Below are 19,001 nucleotides of genomic sequence, written 5' to 3'. Positions count from 1 at the left end.
AGGGCATGGACACTACAACGCTGCGAGTAGACGCGGAGACCGAACGCGCAATCACGCGCTTTCTTTACGACGAAGCCGAGCTCGTCGACAACATGCGCTGGGATGATTGGCTCACGTGCATGCACCCTGACATCTGCTACTGGGCCCCGGTGCGTGAGAATCGCGTCGCCCGCGAGCGCAAAGAAGAGTTCTACCCGAAGGGCACGTCCGTGTACTTCGAGGAAAACCTGGCGTTCTTGAAGCAGCGGGTATTCCGGCTGCAAACCCACATGGCATGGGCAGAGGAACCGCCGTCACGCTCACGGCACATGATTTCCAACGTGCGCATCGACGCCCGCGAGGACGGCAATTACAATGTTCGCTCCAATTTCCTGATCTACCGCTCCCGAGGCGAGCGCAGCCAAGACACCATCGCTGGCGAGCGACGCGATATCATCGTCGCCAACCCGGACGCCCCATTCGGGTTCCAGGTGCTGGAGCGCGAAATCCGCTTCGACATGGCGACGATCCTGGTGAAGAACCTCAGCCTTTTCTACTAACGAACAGGAGTAACGTATGAAGACCACACATCTCAATCGCATTGGCGTCGTGGTGTACGACCTGGACGCCACAGTGAAAGAGTACGAGCGAATCTACGGCATCACCAAGTGGGAGTTCGCAGACAACGCGCCCACTGACGGGGAAACAAACGGACGTCGCAATAACACTACGCCAGGAACGTGGCGCAGTGCCGTCGGGTCCACAGTGCCTCGGGAAGGGGAGGAAGGGCCAGGTGGTGAACCGGCACGGGCCCTCACCTTTGAACTCATCCAGCCAGTGTCTGGCGAATCCCCCTTCATGGAGCACCTGCGCACCAAGCGGGAAGGCATTTGCTTCATTCAGGTCGCCGCGGAAGGCGATGGGATTGAGGAGCATTTTGCGTCGTTAAGCGTGCCTTGTGCCTACCGCGCCACCGTCGGAGGCGAGCAGCGCTCCTTCTACGACACCCGCGAGCGCCTCGGTGGCTTCTACGTGGAAATGGTGACCAAGGTGCAGCAGCCGATCAGCGATCAGGGGGCTCCGTCGCCGCTGCCGACGCAGGGCATGTACCATTTCGGTGTCCTCGTCCACGATGTGTTGGCGACTCTGGATGACTATCGGGCGATTTTCGGAATCCAGCGCTTTGAGATGAAGACGTGGGAAACCGGTTTCGGCAGGTTGGATGCGCCACAATACCGTGGCGAGAAGGTCGACCACGGCTACTTCACGGCTCAGGGCTTTGCCGGCGACTTCGGCTTCGAGATCATCCAGTGCAATCACGGTCCAAGCCACTACAACCGCGAATTCTTCGATATCCGTGGCCCCGGAATCCACCACATTTTTAGCTGGATGACCAAGGATGATGCGCAGTGGCAGCGAGTAGTGGACGATATGACTGCCGCCGGACACCCACTGTGCATGGGCTCGACACTGCGCGGCGAAGCAGCAGAATTTGGATATTTCGACCTGTTCGATGCACTTGGCGGGTACTTGGTTGAAGGCGTGGTGCGTCGTCGACCTGCCGCGCCAGAGTATCAGGCACCGGACTGGGTCATCGACTTCGAGGAGCAGGCATGATACGCCTCACCGCCAGGTTTGCACAGCTTGACGACGCCCTCCTGACTGAAATCGCTGCTGCTCGCGAAGCGGTAGCGCAGTGTGAGGTGTACCGGAGCCTCGCAGCAGGTGAAGAAGCATACGCGCTGGCCATGCTGTGTGACGACGAGAAAGACATAGCCGCGCTTCTGGAGCGAAGCGGGCAATTACCAGCGCTATCCCAAATCTTCACAGATGGAGACGTGGAGATCTACCGTCAGTCCTCGTATCAGCTCGCCGACGGGTGCTGGACGCCCACCGATGCGACGACCGAACCTGGGCCCATCATGTGGCCCGCCGCCGGGCCGGTATCCATCGTCATTCAAGGTGCCTACCAGCCCAATGAGCTGATGCGGGAGCTGACGGCGCGAGAAATCGCAGAAACGCGACGTGAACCCGGTTGTATCCACTACGCCTGGTACGAGAATATCGAGCTTCCTGACCACCTCATGCTGCTCGAGTTATGGGCCGATCAGCGGATCTACGATCTCCATTGGCAAGGAAGGATGCGCAGCGTCGAGCTACGTGGTGATTCCGGTCGTCAACCTGCGCCGATGCTTCGGGGAGAACCGTCACGAGAGTTTTACCGTCAGCAAGCCTTTGAACTTCACTACGGAATGTTCCTGCCACGTGAACCCGAGCGTTATGCGGAGACTGTGCGCTGGGAAGCACGCTAACAGTGTTCCGTCAGGTGGAACGCATTCCCCCTTTGTTTCTTTGAAGGGGGAACAATGGCAACAACGATCTGCTAAGTGACAGTGAAGTGAGGAAGAAAAATGGCTCAGATCCCTGATTACCGCACCGATGACTTTTTCGGTTTGGAAGACAAATGGCTGGAAACCGCTGAAGGTGAAATCACGCACTACCACGAGCTGGGCGAGGGCGCACCTATCCTGTTCCTCCACGGCTCTGGTACGGGCGTCACCGCTGCTGCCAACTGGTGGCTCAACCTCCCTGAACTAGCAAACTATGGTCGCTGCATTGCGATTGACTCCGTCGGCTACGGCCAGACCGTTGTCGCAGAAGGGACCAAGTACGGCATTAAAGAGTGGGTTCGCCACGCAGTGCGCGTTCTGGACGCGCTGGGCATCGAAAAGACCTGGATCGTTGGCAACTCCCTCGGCGGCTGGCTGGCCTTCCAATTTGCCATTGACTACCCGGAGCGCTTGCTGGGCATCGTCTCCATGGGTACCGGTGGCGCAAAGCTCACCGGTGCACTGAAGGGACACTCGAACCCGAACCTCACCCCAGAAGGCATCCGGGATACCCTGGAGTTGTTTGTTGTCGATCATGACTTGATTTCCGACGAGTTGGTGCAGCTGCGCTACGAATCCGCGCTCAATGACACCGCGTCGGATCGACTCAAGGAAGTGGTCGCTGCTCGTGACCGCGACCGCAACGAACTGCCACTCGACTTCGACGTCCTGGCCAAGCTCGACATCCCCGTCTTGCTTATCCACGGCGTACAGGACCGCGTGATCCCGGTGTCTCGTACCTGGGACATCCTCAACGTTGTGCCACACGCTGATGCACACATTTTCTCGCAATGTGGCCACTGGTCTCAGGTGGAGCGAGCAGAAGAATTCAATGAAGTGGTAGGAAAGTGGCTCGAACGCCACATGTAATCGCACAAGAATATGGGGCTGCGCCAGCGGGCGTGGCCCCATTTTTATTGGCCAGGAATCCCAATGTTTTCGCAGGTCAATAGTGGTGTGTTTCGGGGAACGGAACACCATAGCAATTAATTGTGTGCTCTGCCTTACTCTTTAGAAACCGCTGTATGTTAAGTCACATTGCATAGAGAGTAAGGTCCCGATGACTAATACTTTGACTCATAGCCAGGAACTGGTTGCGGAAAGCAAGGATCCGACGTTGCGTCGGAAAGCTCAACTTTCCAGCTTTCTCGGCAGCGCCGTGGAATACTACGACTTCTTGCTGTACGCAGCAGCCGCCGGACTGGTCTTTCCCTCGTTGTTCTTCGGCAACCTCAGCCCAGCAATGGGAACCACGCTATCCTTCATCATTCTCCTCATTGGGTACATCTCCCGCCCAATCGGCTCCATGGCATTCGGTCACTTTGGCGATAAATATGGTCGCAAGAACGTCCTGATTGTCACCCTGCTCACTATGGGCATCGTTTCGGTTTGTATTGGCCTGCTTCCTTCGGCCAACCACATTGGTGTCGCAGCACCGATCATTCTGGTGGTGCTACGCACGGTCCAGGGCATAGCTGTTGGCGGTGAGTGGGCAGGCGCAACGCTCATGGCTATGGAACATTCCAAGCGGGAAAGCAAGGGACTAGGTGCATCCTTTGCTATCGCTGGTGGCCCTGCCGGTGCTGTGCTGTCCACGCTCACGTTGGCGTTATTCTCAAACATTTCTGGAGATAGCTTCGCAGATCCTAGCTCGTACTTTGTTACTGACTGGGGCTGGCGTGTTCCGTTCCTACTCTCCGCGGGAATTGTAGTGTTCGGCCTGTACCTGCGTTCCCAGGTGAGTGAGTCCCCTGAGTTCGAGCAGGCACGCAAACAAGGCAATGTGCAAACTGGTGTCCCGCTGATGAAGATGCTCAAAGATTCTCCGACCGAGATCGTTTTGGGGTCGTTGGCTGCGATGGCTGGTCTGTTCATGCAGGGACTGCAGGGCACCTTTATGGTTCCTTACATCGTAAAGTTAACTGCGGGGACGGAGAATCCGATTGACCGCGCAGATGGCCTAATGATGGTCACCATCGGCTCCATCATCGCGATTTTTGTGATGCCGGCGATCGCGGCGTTGTCGGACGTGTACGGACGTCGTCGAGTGATGATCACTGGTGGCATGGTCTCGATCGCAGGGCTGTGGGGTGTCACGAGCCTGATTGAAACCGGCGAGCCACTGCTCATTTGGATCGGAATGATCTTGATGGTGTGCGTAGTCCAGCCGGCACAGTACGGCCCGATCGGTGCATTCCTATCTGAGAAGTTTGATGCAGCTCACCGCTACACCGGCTCCGGAATGACCTTCCAGCTCGGTTCCATCCTCGGTGCAGGTACGGCTCCGCTGGTGGCAAATCGCCTGGTTTCTGCAGAATCCGGACTCACTCCAATCGTCATTTATGGTTCTGTCCTCTTCGTCATCAGCTCCTTGGCTATCTACTTCTCCAAAGAAACCGCACATACCGAAACTCATGCGGAGCGCTTCGAAGAGACCTCCGTGTTTAAGGCCTAGAACTGTTGCAGCTGGATTAGGTTGAGTATTCGCGCATAGAACGAGCATCTTGGACAGGCGCCTGATAGGGATTAGGGGCGTGAGGAGAAACTACGCTAACGTAGCGCATTTACCGCGGTGAATAGTAAGGAAAGGCGTAGGCACTAGATCCGCAACGCAAATCCCTATCAGGTTCCAAAAACAAAAATGCCGGGAAGGTAGTCACCCTCCCGGCATTTACGCTGTGAAGAATTATTCTTCGGTTTCCTCAGCTGCTGGAACCTCTGGAGCGTCTTCAACGACGCCAGCTTCAGCAGCAGCCTCGTCGGCTTCAGCTTCGTTGTCTTCTGGGGCAACGAAGTTGATCATGAGCAGCTCTGGCTCGTCGACAAGCTCAGCGCCTGCAGGCAGCTCGATGTCGGCAGCGGTGATCTGCTCGCCCACCGTCTTGCCCTCGATGGAGATGGTGATCTCTTCTGGGATGGACATGACGTCTGCGAGGATGCGGATGGTGTCGGTCTCCTGCATGACCATGGTGCCTGGGCCAGGGGTGCCTTCTGCAACAACTGGAACCTCAACCTCAACGGTCTCGCCCTTCTTGATGGCGAGCAGGTCAGCGTGATCGATCTCCCAGGTCAGAACGTTCTGGTCAACGTGCTTGATCATGGCGAGCTGCTTCTCGCCCTCGATGTTCACGGACACAACAGCGTTCACGCCGTGGTTACGGACAATCTTGGTGAACTCGATGCGGTTCACGTTGATGTGAACTGGCTCGAAGCCGTTAGCGTAGATGACGGTAGGGATCAGGCCGGCCTTGCGTGCACGACGTGCGAAGCCCTTGCCGAATTCCTTACGTGGGGTTGCGTCCAGGGAGATAGCCTGGTTGGACATATTCAGCCTCCTTAAAGTTCATTGTGTGAAGGCCGCATGACAAGCAAAACGCCTGCGGCCAACTCGCGGAATGTGTCGTCGTCGAGTTTTCGCAGGCGTGTTCTCAAAAACTATCGCGTCGATAACGGCCCAGATTAGGTGCCCTCGCCGAGACGGTGATAACTTACCATGTCTGTGAGGTATTTCCAAAGCAGCTGCGGGGTATCAGATCGTGTCGTCGTCTTTTGCGAGAAGGCGTTCTTTGGACGCACAATGAGGATAACCGAAAATTTGTCTAGATAGGCCCTTGCATCGATGACTTCTTCCCATGATTCCTTAGAGAATTTCGGCGTTGCCCCCGTGCGAGATGATGTCGGCACCGATAAGTGGTTCAACCTAATCTTTGGTGGTCTGCTCATCGCTACCGTAGTGAGTCTCTTCCTGTGGGCTACCGGACAAATCGGAGCGGGAAACCACGTTGTACTTCTGATAACTACCATCGCCTTCGGCTGCTTCATGGCCTTCAACATCGGCGGCAATGACGTAGCCAATTCCTTTGGCACGTCCGTGGGGGCCGGCACGCTGACGATGAAACAGGCCTTGCTCATCGCAGCGGTCTTTGAAGTCGGTGGTGCGGTCCTGGCTGGTGGCGATGTGACGGACACGGTGAAGTCCGGCATTGTCAAGTTTGAGGGTGTCAGTCTTCAGCCGATGGATTTCGCCTACATCATGTTGGCTGCGCTGTTGGGGGCAGCGTTGTGGCTCCTGGTAGCAACGAAGCTGGGGTGGCCGGTGTCCACGACGCACTCCATCGTGGGCGGCATCGTGGGGGCCGCGGTGACTCTCGGCTTCGTCTCCGATGCGACGGGCGACATGAGCCCATGGGCGATCGTCCAGTGGGGTGAGATCGGCAATATCGTGATCAGCTGGTTCCTATCACCCGCGCTCGGCGGACTAGTGGCCTACGCGCTGTACTTCACGGTGAAAAAGACGATCCTGGTGTACAACGACAAAGCAAACGCCAAAATTGAACAGATCCGCCAGGAGCGTACTCAGCTCGCAGAACAACAAAAAATCAAGCTCAGTCGTCTCAGCGGCGATGAGCTTATCCGGGTCAATGATGCAATGGCGCGAGATGCGGTGACCACCTCGAACGGCACCTACGCGGTTTCTGACCTGGAGAGTGATTATTTCCGACAGCTGCACCGGATTAACTCCCAGGTAAAGGGGGTCGGTACCCACCGCGCTCTCATCCGCTACGTGCCGCTTCTGGCACTGTTCGGTTCAGTGGTTATTACGTCGATGATGCTGTTCAAGGGGCTGAAAAACATTGGCCTGCACTTGACCACAATGGGGAACCTGAGCATTATTTTGATGGTCGCTGCTGTGGTGTGGATGGCTGTTTACATCTTTGCGCGCACCATGGTGGGCAAGGACTTGGAGCGATCAACCTTCGTCCTGTTTTCTTGGATGCAGGTGTTCACCGCGGCGACGTTCGCGTTTTCCCACGGCTCCAACGACATCGCCAACGCCGTAGGACCGTTCGCCGCGGTCCTGGATGTGCTCAAGCATGACGCGATCCAGGCGAAGGCAGAAGTGCCGATGCCACTGATGATCACCGCCGGTATTTCCCTGGTGGTGGGGCTGTGGTTCATCGGGCGCCATGTGATTCAGACCGTGGGCACCGGGCTGACGCAAATGCACCCGGCGTCAGGTTTTTCGGCGGAGCTCTCGGCGGCCGGCGTGGTGATGGGCGCGTCGCTGTTGGGCCTACCCGTGTCCTCCACCCACATCCTCATCGGCGCGATTTTGGGTGTGGGCTTGGTCAATCGCTCCGCCAACTGGGGCTTGATGCGCCGAATCGCGATGGCATGGGTCATTACTATCCCAGTGTCCGCGGTCGTCGGCGCCGTAGGCTTCGTGGTCTTACGTGCGGTATTCGGTGCCTAACAACCGCAGCGTCCGCAGCTGACCCTCGACGCTTGGTGCAGCGAGGGTCGTGATGAGTTCGTCTGCCTGCACCTCGCCGGCGAACTCACGGAAGTACTGCGCTACCTCCGCAGGCTTACCGACGGCGGTGTATCGCAACATTTGCCGCACCTGTTCGGCGGCAGGTGATGCCAACAACAGCTGCTTATCGGATTCGCTGAACTTACGATTCCTCCCAATCAGGGCTTCTACCCGCAGTCGGAAGGACTCCTCAGCTTCAGCAACGGCCTGGTTGGGGTCGTCGGAGACGATCGCGTTCAGTGCTGCGATGAAGTGTGGCTCAGGATGAGCCTCGGAGGGCTGGTAGTTGTCCCGGTACACATGGGCAGCTTGTTTCAGATGCGTCGGTGCGAAATGCGAGGCAAAGGCATAGGGTAGCCCCAGTTTTGCGGCAAGTTCGGCGCCGAACAATGACGAGCCCAAGATATACAGTGGCACGTTCGTACCGCGGCCCGGATACGCATTCACATCGGTGGTAGACCGGCCTTCTCCGAGCAAGGACTGCAGTTCAGCTACATCAGCGGGAAAATGTTCCGCGGCAGCAGGGGAGCGTCGTAAAGCGCGCAGCGTCACCTGATCCGTGCCCGGCGCACGCCCGAGCCCGAGGTCGATGCGGGGGCCGTGAATGGTGGCTAGGGTGCCGAACTGCTCGGCAATCACCAGTGGGGAGTGGTTGGGGAGCATCACGCCACCGGAACCCAAACGGATCGTGGAAGTGTGGTTCGCAACATGGCCAATCAGGACCGAGGTGGCGGAGGAGGCGATGGTCGGCATGTTGTGGTGCTCGGCGTACCAGACGCGGTGAAAACCGTACTGCTCGGCCTCCTGGGCGATGCGAACCGAGTTAGCGATGGCAGACTGGATGGTCATGCCGGGGCGGACATGGACGAGATCGAGGATGGAAATCATAGAAATGAGAAATCTCCCTATCGAGTTGAGTTACCCCATGGTAAAACACCCAACCCGATAGGGAGATGAAGGCAGCTTTTAGGCTTGGCCTTCGAAAAGGGTAGTCACGGAACCGTTTTCGAAGATTTCCTTGATCGTGCGGGCCAGCAGCGGAGCGATGGACAGCACGGTGAGGTTGTCCCAACCCTCGGTGGACTGAGGCAGGGTATCTGTGGTGATGACTTCCTTCGCACCGCACTGGGACAGACGCTCACGAGCTGGCTCGGAGAACACGCCGTGGGTGCAGGCAATGATCACGTCGGAAGCGCCAGCTTCACGCAGCACGCCGACGGCGCCTGCAATAGTTCCACCGGTATCGATCATGTCATCGAGCAACACACACGTCTTGCCAGCGACGTCACCGACAACGCGGTTCGCTACCACCTGGTTGGCTACCTCGGTGGAACGGGTCTTGTGCACGAATGCGAGCGGGGCATCGCCGAGGGTGTTCGCCCACTTCTCTGCGACCTTCACGCGACCGGCATCAGGGGAGACCACGCAGATGTTTTCCAGCGAGTAGTTTGCCTTGATGTAATCCGTGAGGATAGGCATGGCATGCATGTGGTCGACTGGGCCATCGAAGAAGCCCTGGATCTGGTCAGTGTGCAGGTCCACGGACACGATGCGGTCTGCACCAGCAGCCTTGAGCAGGTCAGCAACCAGGCGAGCGGAAATAGGCTCACGGCCACGGTGCTTCTTATCCTGGCGAGCGTATGGGTAGAACGGCAGGATCGCGGTGATGCGCTTAGCGGAGCCACGCTTGAGCGCATCGATCATGATCAGCTGTTCCATCAGCCACTTGTTCAGCGGCTGAGTGTGGGACTGGATGACGAAGGCATCGGAACCACGTACCGACTCCTCGAAACGAACAAAGATCTCGCCGTTAGCGAAATCGCGCGCGGTCATCGGGGTGAGCTCAACACCCAGTTCTTCAGCCACAGCCTCGCCGAGTTCCGGGTGCGCACGCCCGGAAAACAGCATCAGGTTCTTCTGGCTTTCGGTCCAATGTGCAGTCATAATGACGCAGCTTAGCCTTCCTGCTCGGAGTTTTTGGCGTTTTCGGCATCCCGCAAAGCCGCCTCAGCCGCTTCGGCTGCTGCGGTGCCTGGGCGCTTCCGCTGGACCCAGCCTTCGATATTGCGCTGGCGTCCACCGGAAACGACGAGAGCTCCTGGCGGGACATCGTCCTTAATTACTGTACCCGCTCCGGAGTAGGCACCGTCACCGACGGTCACTGGAGCGATAAACATCGTGTCGGAACCAGTGCGGACATGCGAGCCCACCACGGTCTTGTGCTTGTTCACGCCGTCGTAGTTGACGAACACAGAAGAGGCACCGATGTTGGAATGCTTGCCGATCGTTGCGTCCCCCACATAGGTCAGGTGCGGAACCTTCGACCCTTCGCCGATCTGGGCATTCTTGGTTTCCACAAAGCCACCCAGCTTGCCCTTGGCACCCAACTTCGTGCCAGGGCGCAGGTAGGTAAACGGTCCGACGGTCGCTTCCGGGCCGATCTCGGAGTCGAACGCGTGGGTGCGGACCACGGAGGCACCATCACCCACAGTGACATTCACCAGCGTGGTGTCCGGACCGACTTCCACGCCATCGCCGATGACGGTTGTGCCACGCAGCTGGGTGCCCGGGTGAATAACAACATCCTGTCCGATTTTCACCTGGACATCGATGAAGGTGGACGCGGGATCAATAAGGGTGGCGCCACCACGCATCGCCTTTTCTCGCAGGCGTGCGTTCATTTCTGCATTCATTGCAGTGAGCTGCACGCGGTCGTTCACGCCGGCAATCAGCATGGCGTCGTCAAGCATGTGCCCGCGCACAACCTTGCCTTGCCGACGCGCAATGCCCACGACATCGGTGAGGTAGAACTCGCCTTGAGCGTTGTTGGTGTCCAACTGGGTGACGGCTTCGCGCAGCAACGCAGCATCGAAGGCATACACACCAGAATTGATCTCGGTGATCGCGCAGGTGGCCTCGTCAGCGTCCTTCTCCTCCACAATCGCGGTGATACCAGCCTCATCGCGGACGATGCGACCGTAGCCCGTCGGATTGTCGATGTTCGCGGTAAGAACTGTGACAGCAGCGTCAGAGCCATGCTCGGCGATCAAGCCTTGTAGAACGTCGCCACTGAGCATCGGCACGTCGGAGGTGGTGACTACAACCGTCCCGTGAAAATCCTGCGGAAGCGCCTCCAACCCACACGCAACCGCGTGGCCAGTGCCGTTTTGCTCCTCCTGCACTGCCGTCTTCACTTCGGCAACGGGCAGAGCTGCGGTCTCGGCTTCGATAGCTGGGATAACTTGATCACGGCAATGGCCTACAACAGCGATCAAATGCTCAGGCATTAGTTCTGCCGCCGCATGCAGAGCGTGGGAAAGCATGGAACGTCCAGCAACTTCGTGCAGCATCTTCGGCTTAGTGGACTTCATACGAGTACCAGCACCAGCAGCGAGGATGACTACCGCAACAGGGTTGCTCATGGGTCTCCGATCATGTGGATTCGAGGATTTATACCCCAATGAATCTACCGCACAGGAAAAACTGGCGTGGGAATTTACGCCCCGCGTGGGCCGGTACTTACATCATCAAGCCCTCGGGCTGCGACAAAACCAACAACTCCTAGGGCTGATAAAAACAGTAACGCCGCCTGGGGGCCAAGCATCGACAGCCCGCCAGAGACCACACCGGCGAATAACAAGATGACGCCCATTGCCGAGTTAGCAATCGCGACATACCGCGTCCGCTTCTCACCCTTGGCCATATCCACCACATAGGTTTTACGTGCCACCCGCACCGCGGTGTGGATCAGATGCAACATCAAAAACGAGAGCGGAATAAACCACACATTCACCGCTTCACCAGCCCACCGGTCAGCCGCCAGCACACCCAACAACAGCACCGATGCTGAGACAGCACCAAAACGCATGACATCCTTACTTGACCGATCCGACCACACACCAGCGATCCGACCTCCCACGATCGACGCAACACCGCTAGCGAGCAAAAACGCCCCCAAACTGCTTGGAGCCAACATCACCAAAAAAGTAGGAGACAATGCCGACACCAACAACAATGAACGCACAACAACAAACCTGCGAAAGCTACGATCCTCGCGAAGCGTCTCCAATGAATCGCGCAGCCAATGGTTAGGCGCCCGCTCCGGAATCTCGGGAACAGGTTCCTTGATCGTCCGAAAGATAGCTCCCGCCAGCAGCCACGCACACGCCGACGCCCCAATCAAACCAATCAGCAAAAACATCGGTGGGGTACTGCCCAGCGCCAACAACGCCGCCCCGATTACCACCACCGAAACACCACCGGCCATTGTCGCGGTGCCAGTGACTTTGCCTCGGCTTCCCTTCGAAATCGTGCGGCCCTGCACATCCTTAGACGCAATCGAACACAATGCTCGGCCACCGGCCAACACGCCCAGCAGCACCACCGTCAACGTTCCGAGCAACACACCACGGGTGAAAAGCGCAGCGACCGCGATCCCCGCCGCCGCGGTCCCCTGGATAACCGATCCCCAGACCCAAATCATCTTTCGGCGCTCATGACGCACCACCCACGGCGTTAACGCAGCCTGCGGCAACATTGATCCCGACTCGCGAATCGGCACCAACATCGCTGAGAAAAACGTCGGAGCACCAGCGGTATGCAAAATGTACGGAAGTACCGTTTTCGCCGCCACAACCTGGTCACCAATGCTCTGCAACCCATTGGCACCAACAAACCTGCGGGCATTAAAGCGCTCATTATCCATGAAATGGATGGTAACGCGATTTTGATTGCGAAATTGGGCTGAGGGACCAGATTGGGCGCGAGACCCTGAGTCTTCGGCGGATCGGGCCAATGCTTTCTTAAAGCTGCAGGGGGTGACGAACAGGCTTGTTGCAGACCCAGCCCGTCGTACCGTGATGATGGGCACCCTAAAAGCCGGAACCGCGTATGCGCGTGTGCCGGAGCCTGGTGCGTGTGCGTTTTGCCTCATGTTGGGTTCCCGAGGTGCTGTGTACGATCATGAGACCGTGCTCGGTGAGGTTGGGCGCTATCACGACAACTGTCGTTGCTTAGCTATCGAGGTCACCGGTAGAGCTCCATTGCCTCAGATCAATCAGGATTTGATGGCTCAAGTCAAGGTGTTCGACCGTGAGTTGGGCAGGCCTGCAGATGTGAAGGACTGGCGCCAGTGGGTCGATGCGTCGAGGCAACAGGCCGGGCAGGACACGATGTGGCCACGGTTGAAGTACGTGCGGTTGCCTCGGTACAAAGGCGATGGCTTATCGACGGTGTTTCCCGGTGAGAAGCTGCCTCCTCTGGATAATATGCCGGGCCATGTGCTGCACGGGTGGCGGGACAAGCCAAAGAAGGATGGAAGCGGCTGGCCTCACGACGAGAGTCTCGCGGATGGGCATCGATGGGACACGCAGCGGTCAGGTGCATCAACGTTTCCACGTGAATGGACAGACCAACAAATCGTAGATGCTATCCGTGAGATAGTCGAAGAACCAACCTTCTTTGACTCGAAAAGAGTCTCCAGAACCGTCTGGGGGCACCTCGATGGTGTGACAATACAAGCCGTTTACGACGTCTTGCCTGATGGTAAAGTTAAGTTCAGAACAGCATACCCTGTTGACAGGGTCCCGAAGTCCGCCAGAAAGCGAGGTTAGCATGGGCTTCTACGAAGACGTTGCACAGTACTATGCCGAGCTTTCCAACAAGTTGCCAGCGACTCTGGATAAGGAAGGATGCGAGATCGCGCTGCGAGCTGGAGAACCAGAATCCGCTGTTACCGAGTTATTGGAACTAGCATACGAAGATGGAACATTAACCTACGAAATCCTAAACGAAGCTGAATCAAGGGTAGATTCTGCAACAATGGAAGATTTTGTCAATGCCCTTCGAGAATATATGAAGCGCGATAGCGTCGCCTAGGTAGGTTTCGCGCCGGGTTCGATTCTCGGCCGACGCACGATCAAGACCCCATGTCCCCTGGTTGGGACGTGGGGTTTTGTCATGCCCACATCAAAAAAATCCCAGGAGGAAACAACAGTGGACACCAACGAGTCAACAACGAACGATCACGTCGCTGAGAATACTTCGGTACAGGACGACGGAGTCAACGACAAGCAGCACACCCCAGAACAGCAAGACACGTTCGATCGTGAGTACGTCGAGAAGCTCCGCCGTGAGAACGCGAAGTACCGCACGAAAGTCAAGGAACTGGAACCTCAAGCAGCCAAGCTTAAGGAGATCGAGGACGCTTCGAAAACTGAGCTAGACAAAGCGCTTGAACGAATCATAACCCTTGAGGCAGAAGCGTCGGCGGCCCAGTCGAAGGCCCTCCGCGCAGATGTAGCGCAGTCGAAGGGGGTGCCGGTGTCGCTTCTGCCTGACGCAGGCTCCAAGGAAGACCTTGAAGCAGCTGCTGATCAGCTGCTGGCATGGGCAAACAAAACCCCTGCGTTGCCGAAAGTCACTGGGGTGGGCAAGGACACCTCGGGGATATCCCGAGACGAACTAGCCCGCTCGATTCTAGGAGTTGGCTCGAACTAATGATCAATTTCCGGTAGTGAAAGGAATAACTGATGACCACCTACAACGAAAAGTCCCTCCTCGGTGGCGATGGCGGGACTAATCTTTTACCCCGATCGGTCTCGAACGAAATCTGGAAGCAAGCAACCGCACAAGACGTTTCAGTTCCACCGAACTAGATCTATCTCCCGGCCCGTGTTCAAGGGCTGTTAAAGGCGTCACATTATCAAGTGCACGGGTGAAAGTGGCCCCTAGTTGTTCGGGAAATCCGGATAGCTGGGGGCCGGTTTTTATTTTCTGAGCTGCAGCGTTCGAGTGGTTTTGTGACTATTTTTTGACTATTTTTCCTACCGGAAGAGGCAGGAAACGGCAGGTCACGGCAGGATGGTCAAGGTATGGAAAAACCCGCTGAATTGACATAAAAAGCCAGTTCAGCGGGTGTTTTTGTACAGCTTCCCCACCAGGACTCGAACCTAGAATGACGGTACCAAAAACCGGAGTGTTGCCAATTACACCATGGGGAACCACAGCCAAAGCTGCGTTACAGATTTTACATCATGTGGTGGGAAAACAAATAATGGGGTGTGACCTGCCCTGATGTTAAGGTTTATTGCATGGCTTCGAAGCGGATGACGGGTAAACAGCGTCGTGAGCAGCTTATCGATATTGGTCGTGCGGTGTTCGCGGAAAAGGGGTTTGGTGCCTCTAGTGTGGAGGAAATCGCTGCTAGGGCGGGGGTTTCTAAGCCTGTGGTGTATGAGCATTTTGGTGGCAAAGAGGGGTTGTACGCGGTGGTTGTAGACCGTGAGATGCAGGCTCTTGAAGCTACGATCACGGATGCGCTTGGTCCTGCGAAGGCGAGACAGCGGATTGAGAATGCGACGTTGGCGTTGCTGACGTTCATTGAGGAGCGTACTGACGGTTTCCAGATCCTGGTGCGTGACATGACGCCGGGGGAGAACCGCACCTATTCGACGTTGCTGAATGACACCGTCGCGGAGGTGTCGCATATTTTGGCGCATGCGTTTGAGAAGACGGGGAATGATCCCGAGATGGCGGTGCTGTATGGCCAGGCGCTGGTGGGGATGATTTCTGGTACGGCGCAGTGGTGGCTGGATGTGCGGGAGCCGTCGAAGGAAGTGGTGGCGGCCCATATTGTTAATCTGTGCTGGAATGGTTTGGCACGGTTAGAAAAAGACCCGACGATTAATCTAGGAGAACAGTGAGCTCGACCACCGCCCCGATGCTGGCAGGACTGCTGAAAGTTGCCGGTCAGGATCCTAAGCTGAAAGGGCTCCTCGCTAATGCTGGACAGTCGCGTCTCCACCTCACCGCGATTGACCAGGCTCGACCTTGGGTGCTGGGGGCTTTGGCACAGCGCGCGCCGGTGCTTGCTGTGGTGGCAACGGGTCGGGAGGCGGAGGACCTCACTGCCGAGCTGAAGGCCATGCTTGGCGACGCCGTTGCTTGGTTTCCCAGCTGGGAGACACTTCCTCATGAACGGATGAGTCCGGGACTGGATACCGTCGGTAAGCGTGCAGAAGTGCTGCACAACCTGGACAAGTTGAAGATTGTAGTCACTGCTGCGCGGGGCTACTGTCAGCCGTTTCTGGAAACGGCGAATGGGCGAGCGGCACTGACGATTGAGCAGGGTAACGAATACGACTTCGATGAGCTCACCCGTGAGCTGGTGTTTCGCGCGTACAACCATGTGGACATGGTGGCGCGCAAGGGTGACTTCGCTACCCGCGGCGGGATCATTGACGTTTTTCCAACCACCGCGGAACAGCCCGTTCGTTTGGAATTCTGGGGCGACGAGGTCACCGACATCCGCCCCTTCGCCGTGGCGGATCAGCGTGCGATCCCTGAGCTGGAACTGCAGCAGGTTGACCTGTATCCGGCGCGGGAATTGCTGATTGACGACGGCGTCGCAAAGCGTGCTGGCGAGCTCGCCACACAGCACACCGGCAACGCCGCCCTGGTGGAGCTTTTAACGAAAATCAGTGAAAAGCAGCCTGCCGACGGCATGGAGGCGTTGATACCCGCGCTCGTCGATACTCCGCTGCGCACCCTGCCGGAGCTGATGCCGCAGGGCACCCATGTGGTGCTGATGAATCCTGAGAAAATCCGCACCCGCGTTACTGACTTGCAGGCAACCGATGCAGAGTTTCTGGCTGCCGGGTGGGAGGCCGCCGCGATGGGTGCCGATGGGCCGCTTGCCGCCGCCACCTTGGACCTGGAGGCGAGCTCCTACCGCAGCTTCGATTCGCTCCTCACTGGCGATATCGTGTGGACTTTCGCGCCCCCGGGCATGATGTTCGCCCCCGAGGAAGAGACACTGCCACTGGACTTTGATCCTGCACCGGCGCCCCGTGGCGACCTCAAAGAGATCGATACCCTCATGGCGATGCTGCTCGCGCACACCAACTCCGGTGGCCGGGCAGCCTTCGTTGCCCCAGCTCAGGGCGCTATCAAGCGCATGATCGAGCGCTTTAAAGAAAAAGGGATCGCTGCGCGGGTGGCCACGCCCGGCTGGCAGCCCTCCCCGGGCGAAGTGACTCTCTACCAAGCCCTCGCACACAGCGGCTTGGTATTCCCGGGTCCGCAGCTGGTGGTGGTGTCCGAAACTGACCTGACTGGTAACCGGGTCGGGGACATTGCCGGCGCTAAACGACGCCCAGCCCGCAAACGCCACCGCGTCGACCCGCTCGCTCTTAAACCTGGGGATCTCGTGGTGCACGAAACGCACGGCATCGGCCGCTTCCTCAAAATGACTGAGCGGGAAATGGCCGGCTCCCGCAGGGAATACCTGGTGCTGGAGTATGCCGCTTCCCGACGCGGCGGCCCCGCAGACCAGTTGTACGTCCCAATGGATGCGCTGGACATGCTCAGCCGCTATGTCGGTGGGGAGAAGCCGACCCTATCGAAGATGGGCGGGTCGGACTGGAAGAACACCAAGAAGAAGGCCCGTGCCGCCGTCCGAGAAATTGCTGGTGAACTGGTGGAACTGTACGCCAAGCGCCAATCCGCGCCGGGGCACCCGTTTGCTCCTGACTCCCCGTGGCAACACGAGATGGAAGATAACTTCCCGTTCGTGGAGACGGAGGACCAGATGCTCGCCATCGATGCCGTGAAGGCGGACATGGAGAAGCCTGTCCCGATGGACCGCGTCATCGTCGGAGACGTGGGCTACGGCAAGACGGAAGTGGCGGTGCGTGCCGCGTTCAAAGCGGTGCAGGACGGCAAACAAGTGGCGGTGCTGGTGCCGACGACCCTGCTCGCCCAGCAACACCTGGCCACGTTCGAGCAGCGTATGGACGGTTTCCCGGTAACAATCCGCGGGCTGTCTCGCTTTACCCCCGGCCTCGAGTCGAAGGAAACGATTCGCGGTCTTGCCTCTGGGGATGTTGACATTGTTATCGGCACGCACCGCCTGTTGCAGACCGGTGTGCACTGGAAGAACCTTGGACTGGTCATCGTGGACGAAGAGCAACGCTTCGGTGTCGAACACAAGGAGCACATCAAGGCGCTGCGCACCGCCGTGGACGTGCTCACTATGTCCGCTACGCCGATCCCGCGCACCCTGGAGATGTCCATGGCGGGCATTCGCGAGATGTCGACTATCCTTACCCCGCCCGAGGACCGGCACCCGGTGCTGACATATGTCGGCGCGCAGGAGGAGAAGCAGGTTGCGGCCGCGATTAGGCGCGAGCTGCTTCGCGACGGCCAAGTGTTCTACGTCCACAACAAGGTCTCATCAATTGAGAAGAAGGCCCGGGAAATCCGCGACCTGGTTCCCGAGGCCCGCGTGGTTGTCGCGCATGGTCAGATGTCAGAAGAACTCCTGGAACAGACCGTGCAAGGGTTCTGGGATCGCGAATACGACGTCCTCGTCTGCACCACCATCGTGGAAACCGGCCTAGACATCGCCAACGCCAACACCTTGATCGTGGAAAACGCCCACCACATGGGGCTGTCTCAGTTGCACCAGCTCCGCGGCCGTGTTGGGCGTTCCCGCGAACGGGGCTACGCCTACTTCCTATACCCCAAAGGCGCCACACTCACGGAAACCTCGTACGACCGGCTCGCCACCATTGCACAGAACAACGACCTGGGTGCCGGCATGGCCGTCGCCATGAAAGACCTGGAAATGCGTGGTGCCGGCAACGTCCTCGGCGCCGAACAATCCGGGCACATCGCCGGAGTTGGTTTTGACCTTTACGTTCGCCTCGTGGGGGAGGCCGTGGAAGCATTCCGCGCCATGGCCGACGGCAAGGTGCTCGACGCCACCGACAAAGAACCGCGCGAAATCCGCGTCGACCTGCCCGTGGACGCCCATATCCCAGAAAGCTACATCAACTCCGAACGTCTACGCCTAGAGATTTACCGCAAACTCGCCGCATCCACTTCCGAGTCTGACCTAGTTCTTGCCGTGGAAGAGATGGAAGACCGCTACGGCCCGATCCCAGTGGAAGTATCACGGCTGCTCTCCGTCGCACGCCTCCGACACCTGATGCGCAAGGCCGGACTAACCGACATCGCCGTCCAAGGCACCCGCATCAAAGTCCACCCAGCGGAACTGCCCGATTCCAAACAAATCCGACTCAAGCGCCTCTACCCAGGCGCAACCTACCGCGCAGCAGCGAAAGCAATCCAAATCTCATTCCCAAAGGCCGGCCGCAACATCTCCTCACCAGACCTCCGCGACGTCGAACTCCTGCAATGGATGGCCGACTTCATCTCCAAAATGTTCGACGTACCCGCCATCGACATCACAGGCGGGAAAGCGAAAACCGAGCGGGTGATCTCCATCAGATAGGGCCGTGTCGGATTTGGTAATG

The 19,001-nt window shown here is 57.9% G+C and carries 16 protein-coding genes and 1 tRNA gene; 11 read left to right on the top strand and 6 right to left on the bottom strand.

Going from position 1 to position 19,001, the window contains the following annotated elements; genetic code table 11:
* Window positions 1-5: 5 nt before the first annotated feature.
* The 5 genes from ACZ6ZO_RS02325 to ACZ6ZO_RS02305 all read left to right on the top strand — a co-directional run bounded on the left by ACZ6ZO_RS02325 (window position 6) and on the right by ACZ6ZO_RS02305 (window position 4,824).
* Window positions 6-539 (top strand): aromatic-ring-hydroxylating dioxygenase subunit beta, encoded by a 534-nt coding sequence (locus ACZ6ZO_RS02325; protein WP_465290239.1) that lies wholly within the window; start codon window positions 6-8, stop codon window positions 537-539.
* A gap of 16 nt (window positions 540-555) precedes the next feature.
* Complete coding sequence (locus ACZ6ZO_RS02320; protein ID WP_465290237.1) at window positions 556-1,596, top strand: VOC family protein; 1,041 nt, start codon at window positions 556-558, stop codon at window positions 1,594-1,596.
* The gene (locus tag ACZ6ZO_RS02315; RefSeq protein WP_465290235.1) at window positions 1,593-2,291 is read left to right on the top strand and encodes a putative quinol monooxygenase; all 699 of its coding nucleotides are present in this window, start codon (window positions 1,593-1,595) and stop codon (window positions 2,289-2,291) included. The genes ACZ6ZO_RS02320 and ACZ6ZO_RS02315 overlap by 4 nt, the downstream gene beginning before the upstream one ends.
* Window positions 2,292-2,390: 99 nt before the next feature.
* Window positions 2,391-3,239 carry an alpha/beta fold hydrolase gene (locus ACZ6ZO_RS02310; RefSeq protein ID WP_417925021.1) on the top strand — a complete coding sequence of 283 codons (849 nt, stop codon included), beginning with the start codon at window positions 2,391-2,393 and terminating at the stop codon, window positions 3,237-3,239.
* Window positions 3,240-3,429: 190 nt separating this feature from the next.
* Complete coding sequence (locus tag ACZ6ZO_RS02305; protein ID WP_465290233.1) at window positions 3,430-4,824, top strand: MFS transporter; 1,395 nt, start codon at window positions 3,430-3,432, stop codon at window positions 4,822-4,824.
* A gap of 231 nt (window positions 4,825-5,055) precedes the next feature.
* Here ACZ6ZO_RS02305 and ACZ6ZO_RS02300 read toward each other — a convergent pair whose 3' ends face one another.
* Complete coding sequence (locus tag ACZ6ZO_RS02300) at window positions 5,056-5,694, bottom strand: 50S ribosomal protein L25/general stress protein Ctc (protein ID WP_465290231.1); 639 nt, start codon at window positions 5,692-5,694, stop codon at window positions 5,056-5,058.
* A 294-nt stretch (window positions 5,695-5,988) separates the two neighbouring features.
* Here ACZ6ZO_RS02300 and ACZ6ZO_RS02295 point away from each other — a divergent pair, with 294 nt between their 5' ends.
* Window positions 5,989-7,623: an inorganic phosphate transporter gene (locus ACZ6ZO_RS02295; RefSeq protein ID WP_465290229.1), complete on the top strand. Its 1,635-nt coding sequence runs from the start codon at window positions 5,989-5,991 to the stop codon at window positions 7,621-7,623.
* Here the strand turns inward: ACZ6ZO_RS02295 and ACZ6ZO_RS02290 are convergent.
* The 4 genes from ACZ6ZO_RS02290 to ACZ6ZO_RS02275 all read right to left on the bottom strand — a co-directional run bounded on the left by ACZ6ZO_RS02290 (window position 7,600) and on the right by ACZ6ZO_RS02275 (window position 12,388).
* Complete coding sequence (locus ACZ6ZO_RS02290) at window positions 7,600-8,571, bottom strand: LLM class flavin-dependent oxidoreductase (RefSeq protein WP_208769001.1); 972 nt, start codon at window positions 8,569-8,571, stop codon at window positions 7,600-7,602. The two genes, ACZ6ZO_RS02295 and ACZ6ZO_RS02290, sit on opposite strands and share 24 nt — an antisense overlap.
* A 78-nt stretch (window positions 8,572-8,649) precedes the next feature.
* Window positions 8,650-9,627 carry a ribose-phosphate diphosphokinase gene (locus tag ACZ6ZO_RS02285; RefSeq protein WP_182386547.1) on the bottom strand — a complete coding sequence of 326 codons (978 nt, stop codon included), beginning with the start codon at window positions 9,625-9,627 and terminating at the stop codon, window positions 8,650-8,652.
* 11 nt (window positions 9,628-9,638) lie between these two features.
* Complete coding sequence (glmU, locus tag ACZ6ZO_RS02280; RefSeq protein ID WP_465290226.1) at window positions 9,639-11,105, bottom strand: bifunctional UDP-N-acetylglucosamine diphosphorylase/glucosamine-1-phosphate N-acetyltransferase GlmU; 1,467 nt, start codon at window positions 11,103-11,105, stop codon at window positions 9,639-9,641.
* Between the two features lie 74 nt (window positions 11,106-11,179).
* Window positions 11,180-12,388 (bottom strand): MFS transporter, encoded by a 1,209-nt coding sequence (locus ACZ6ZO_RS02275; protein ID WP_465290224.1) that lies wholly within the window; start codon window positions 12,386-12,388, stop codon window positions 11,180-11,182.
* 25 nt (window positions 12,389-12,413) lie between these two features.
* Here ACZ6ZO_RS02275 and ACZ6ZO_RS02270 point away from each other — a divergent pair, with 25 nt between their 5' ends.
* The 3 genes from ACZ6ZO_RS02270 to ACZ6ZO_RS02260 all read left to right on the top strand — a co-directional run bounded on the left by ACZ6ZO_RS02270 (window position 12,414) and on the right by ACZ6ZO_RS02260 (window position 14,181).
* On the top strand, window positions 12,414-13,295 hold the full coding sequence (locus ACZ6ZO_RS02270) for a VG15 protein (RefSeq protein ID WP_465290222.1): 882 nt from the start codon (window positions 12,414-12,416) through the stop codon (window positions 13,293-13,295).
* A gap of 1 nt (window position 13,296) precedes the next feature.
* Window positions 13,297-13,560: a hypothetical protein gene (locus ACZ6ZO_RS02265; RefSeq protein ID WP_465290220.1), complete on the top strand. Its 264-nt coding sequence runs from the start codon at window positions 13,297-13,299 to the stop codon at window positions 13,558-13,560.
* Window positions 13,561-13,677: 117 nt separating this feature from the next.
* Window positions 13,678-14,181 carry a hypothetical protein gene (locus ACZ6ZO_RS02260; protein ID WP_465290218.1) on the top strand — a complete coding sequence of 168 codons (504 nt, stop codon included), beginning with the start codon at window positions 13,678-13,680 and terminating at the stop codon, window positions 14,179-14,181.
* A 431-nt stretch (window positions 14,182-14,612) separates the two neighbouring features.
* Here ACZ6ZO_RS02260 and ACZ6ZO_RS02255 read toward each other — a convergent pair.
* A tRNA-Gln gene (locus tag ACZ6ZO_RS02255) sits at window positions 14,613-14,684 on the bottom strand.
* A 90-nt stretch (window positions 14,685-14,774) separates the two neighbouring features.
* Here ACZ6ZO_RS02255 and ACZ6ZO_RS02250 point away from each other — a divergent pair.
* Window positions 14,775-15,386: a TetR/AcrR family transcriptional regulator gene (locus ACZ6ZO_RS02250; protein ID WP_465290216.1), complete on the top strand. Its 612-nt coding sequence runs from the start codon at window positions 14,775-14,777 to the stop codon at window positions 15,384-15,386.
* Window positions 15,387-15,403: 17 nt separating this feature from the next.
* Window positions 15,404-18,979, top strand: a complete 3,576-nt coding sequence (gene mfd, locus ACZ6ZO_RS02245; RefSeq protein ID WP_465290450.1) for a transcription-repair coupling factor — start codon at window positions 15,404-15,406, stop codon at window positions 18,977-18,979.
* Window positions 18,980-19,001: the final 22 nt, after the last annotated feature.

It is taken from the genome of Corynebacterium sp. NPDC104732, from assembly GCF_055583565.1.
The sequence above is the reverse complement of the archived record's forward strand: the minus strand, read 5'-3'. Positions and strand labels throughout refer to the sequence as shown.

What these genes read in the sequence shown, in the direction of transcription:
- ACZ6ZO_RS02250 (WP_465290216.1), top strand. Translation starts at nt 14,775, where the DNA reads ATGGCTTCGAAGCGGATGACGGGTAAACAGCGTCGTGAGCAGCTTATC.
- ACZ6ZO_RS02295 (WP_465290229.1), top strand. Translation starts at nt 5,989, where the DNA reads ATGACTTCTTCCCATGATTCCTTAGAGAATTTCGGCGTTGCCCCCGTG.
- ACZ6ZO_RS02305 (WP_465290233.1), top strand. Translation starts at nt 3,430, where the DNA reads ATGACTAATACTTTGACTCATAGCCAGGAACTGGTTGCGGAAAGCAAG.
- ACZ6ZO_RS02290 (WP_208769001.1), bottom strand. Translation starts at nt 8,571, where the DNA reads ATGATTTCCATCCTCGATCTCGTCCATGTCCGCCCCGGCATGACCATC.
- ACZ6ZO_RS02300 (WP_465290231.1), bottom strand. Translation starts at nt 5,694, where the DNA reads ATGTCCAACCAGGCTATCTCCCTGGACGCAACCCCACGTAAGGAATTC.
- glmU (WP_465290226.1), bottom strand. Translation starts at nt 11,105, where the DNA reads ATGAGCAACCCTGTTGCGGTAGTCATCCTCGCTGCTGGTGCTGGTACT.
- ACZ6ZO_RS02315 (WP_465290235.1), top strand. Translation starts at nt 1,593, where the DNA reads ATGATACGCCTCACCGCCAGGTTTGCACAGCTTGACGACGCCCTCCTG.
- ACZ6ZO_RS02325 (WP_465290239.1), top strand. Translation starts at nt 6, where the DNA reads ATGGACACTACAACGCTGCGAGTAGACGCGGAGACCGAACGCGCAATC.
- ACZ6ZO_RS02265 (WP_465290220.1), top strand. Translation starts at nt 13,297, where the DNA reads ATGGGCTTCTACGAAGACGTTGCACAGTACTATGCCGAGCTTTCCAAC.
- mfd (WP_465290450.1), top strand. Translation starts at nt 15,404, where the DNA reads ATGCTGGCAGGACTGCTGAAAGTTGCCGGTCAGGATCCTAAGCTGAAA.
- ACZ6ZO_RS02310 (WP_417925021.1), top strand. Translation starts at nt 2,391, where the DNA reads ATGGCTCAGATCCCTGATTACCGCACCGATGACTTTTTCGGTTTGGAA.
- ACZ6ZO_RS02285 (WP_182386547.1), bottom strand. Translation starts at nt 9,627, where the DNA reads ATGACTGCACATTGGACCGAAAGCCAGAAGAACCTGATGCTGTTTTCC.
- ACZ6ZO_RS02275 (WP_465290224.1), bottom strand. Translation starts at nt 12,388, where the DNA reads ATGGATAATGAGCGCTTTAATGCCCGCAGGTTTGTTGGTGCCAATGGG.
- ACZ6ZO_RS02320 (WP_465290237.1), top strand. Translation starts at nt 556, where the DNA reads ATGAAGACCACACATCTCAATCGCATTGGCGTCGTGGTGTACGACCTG.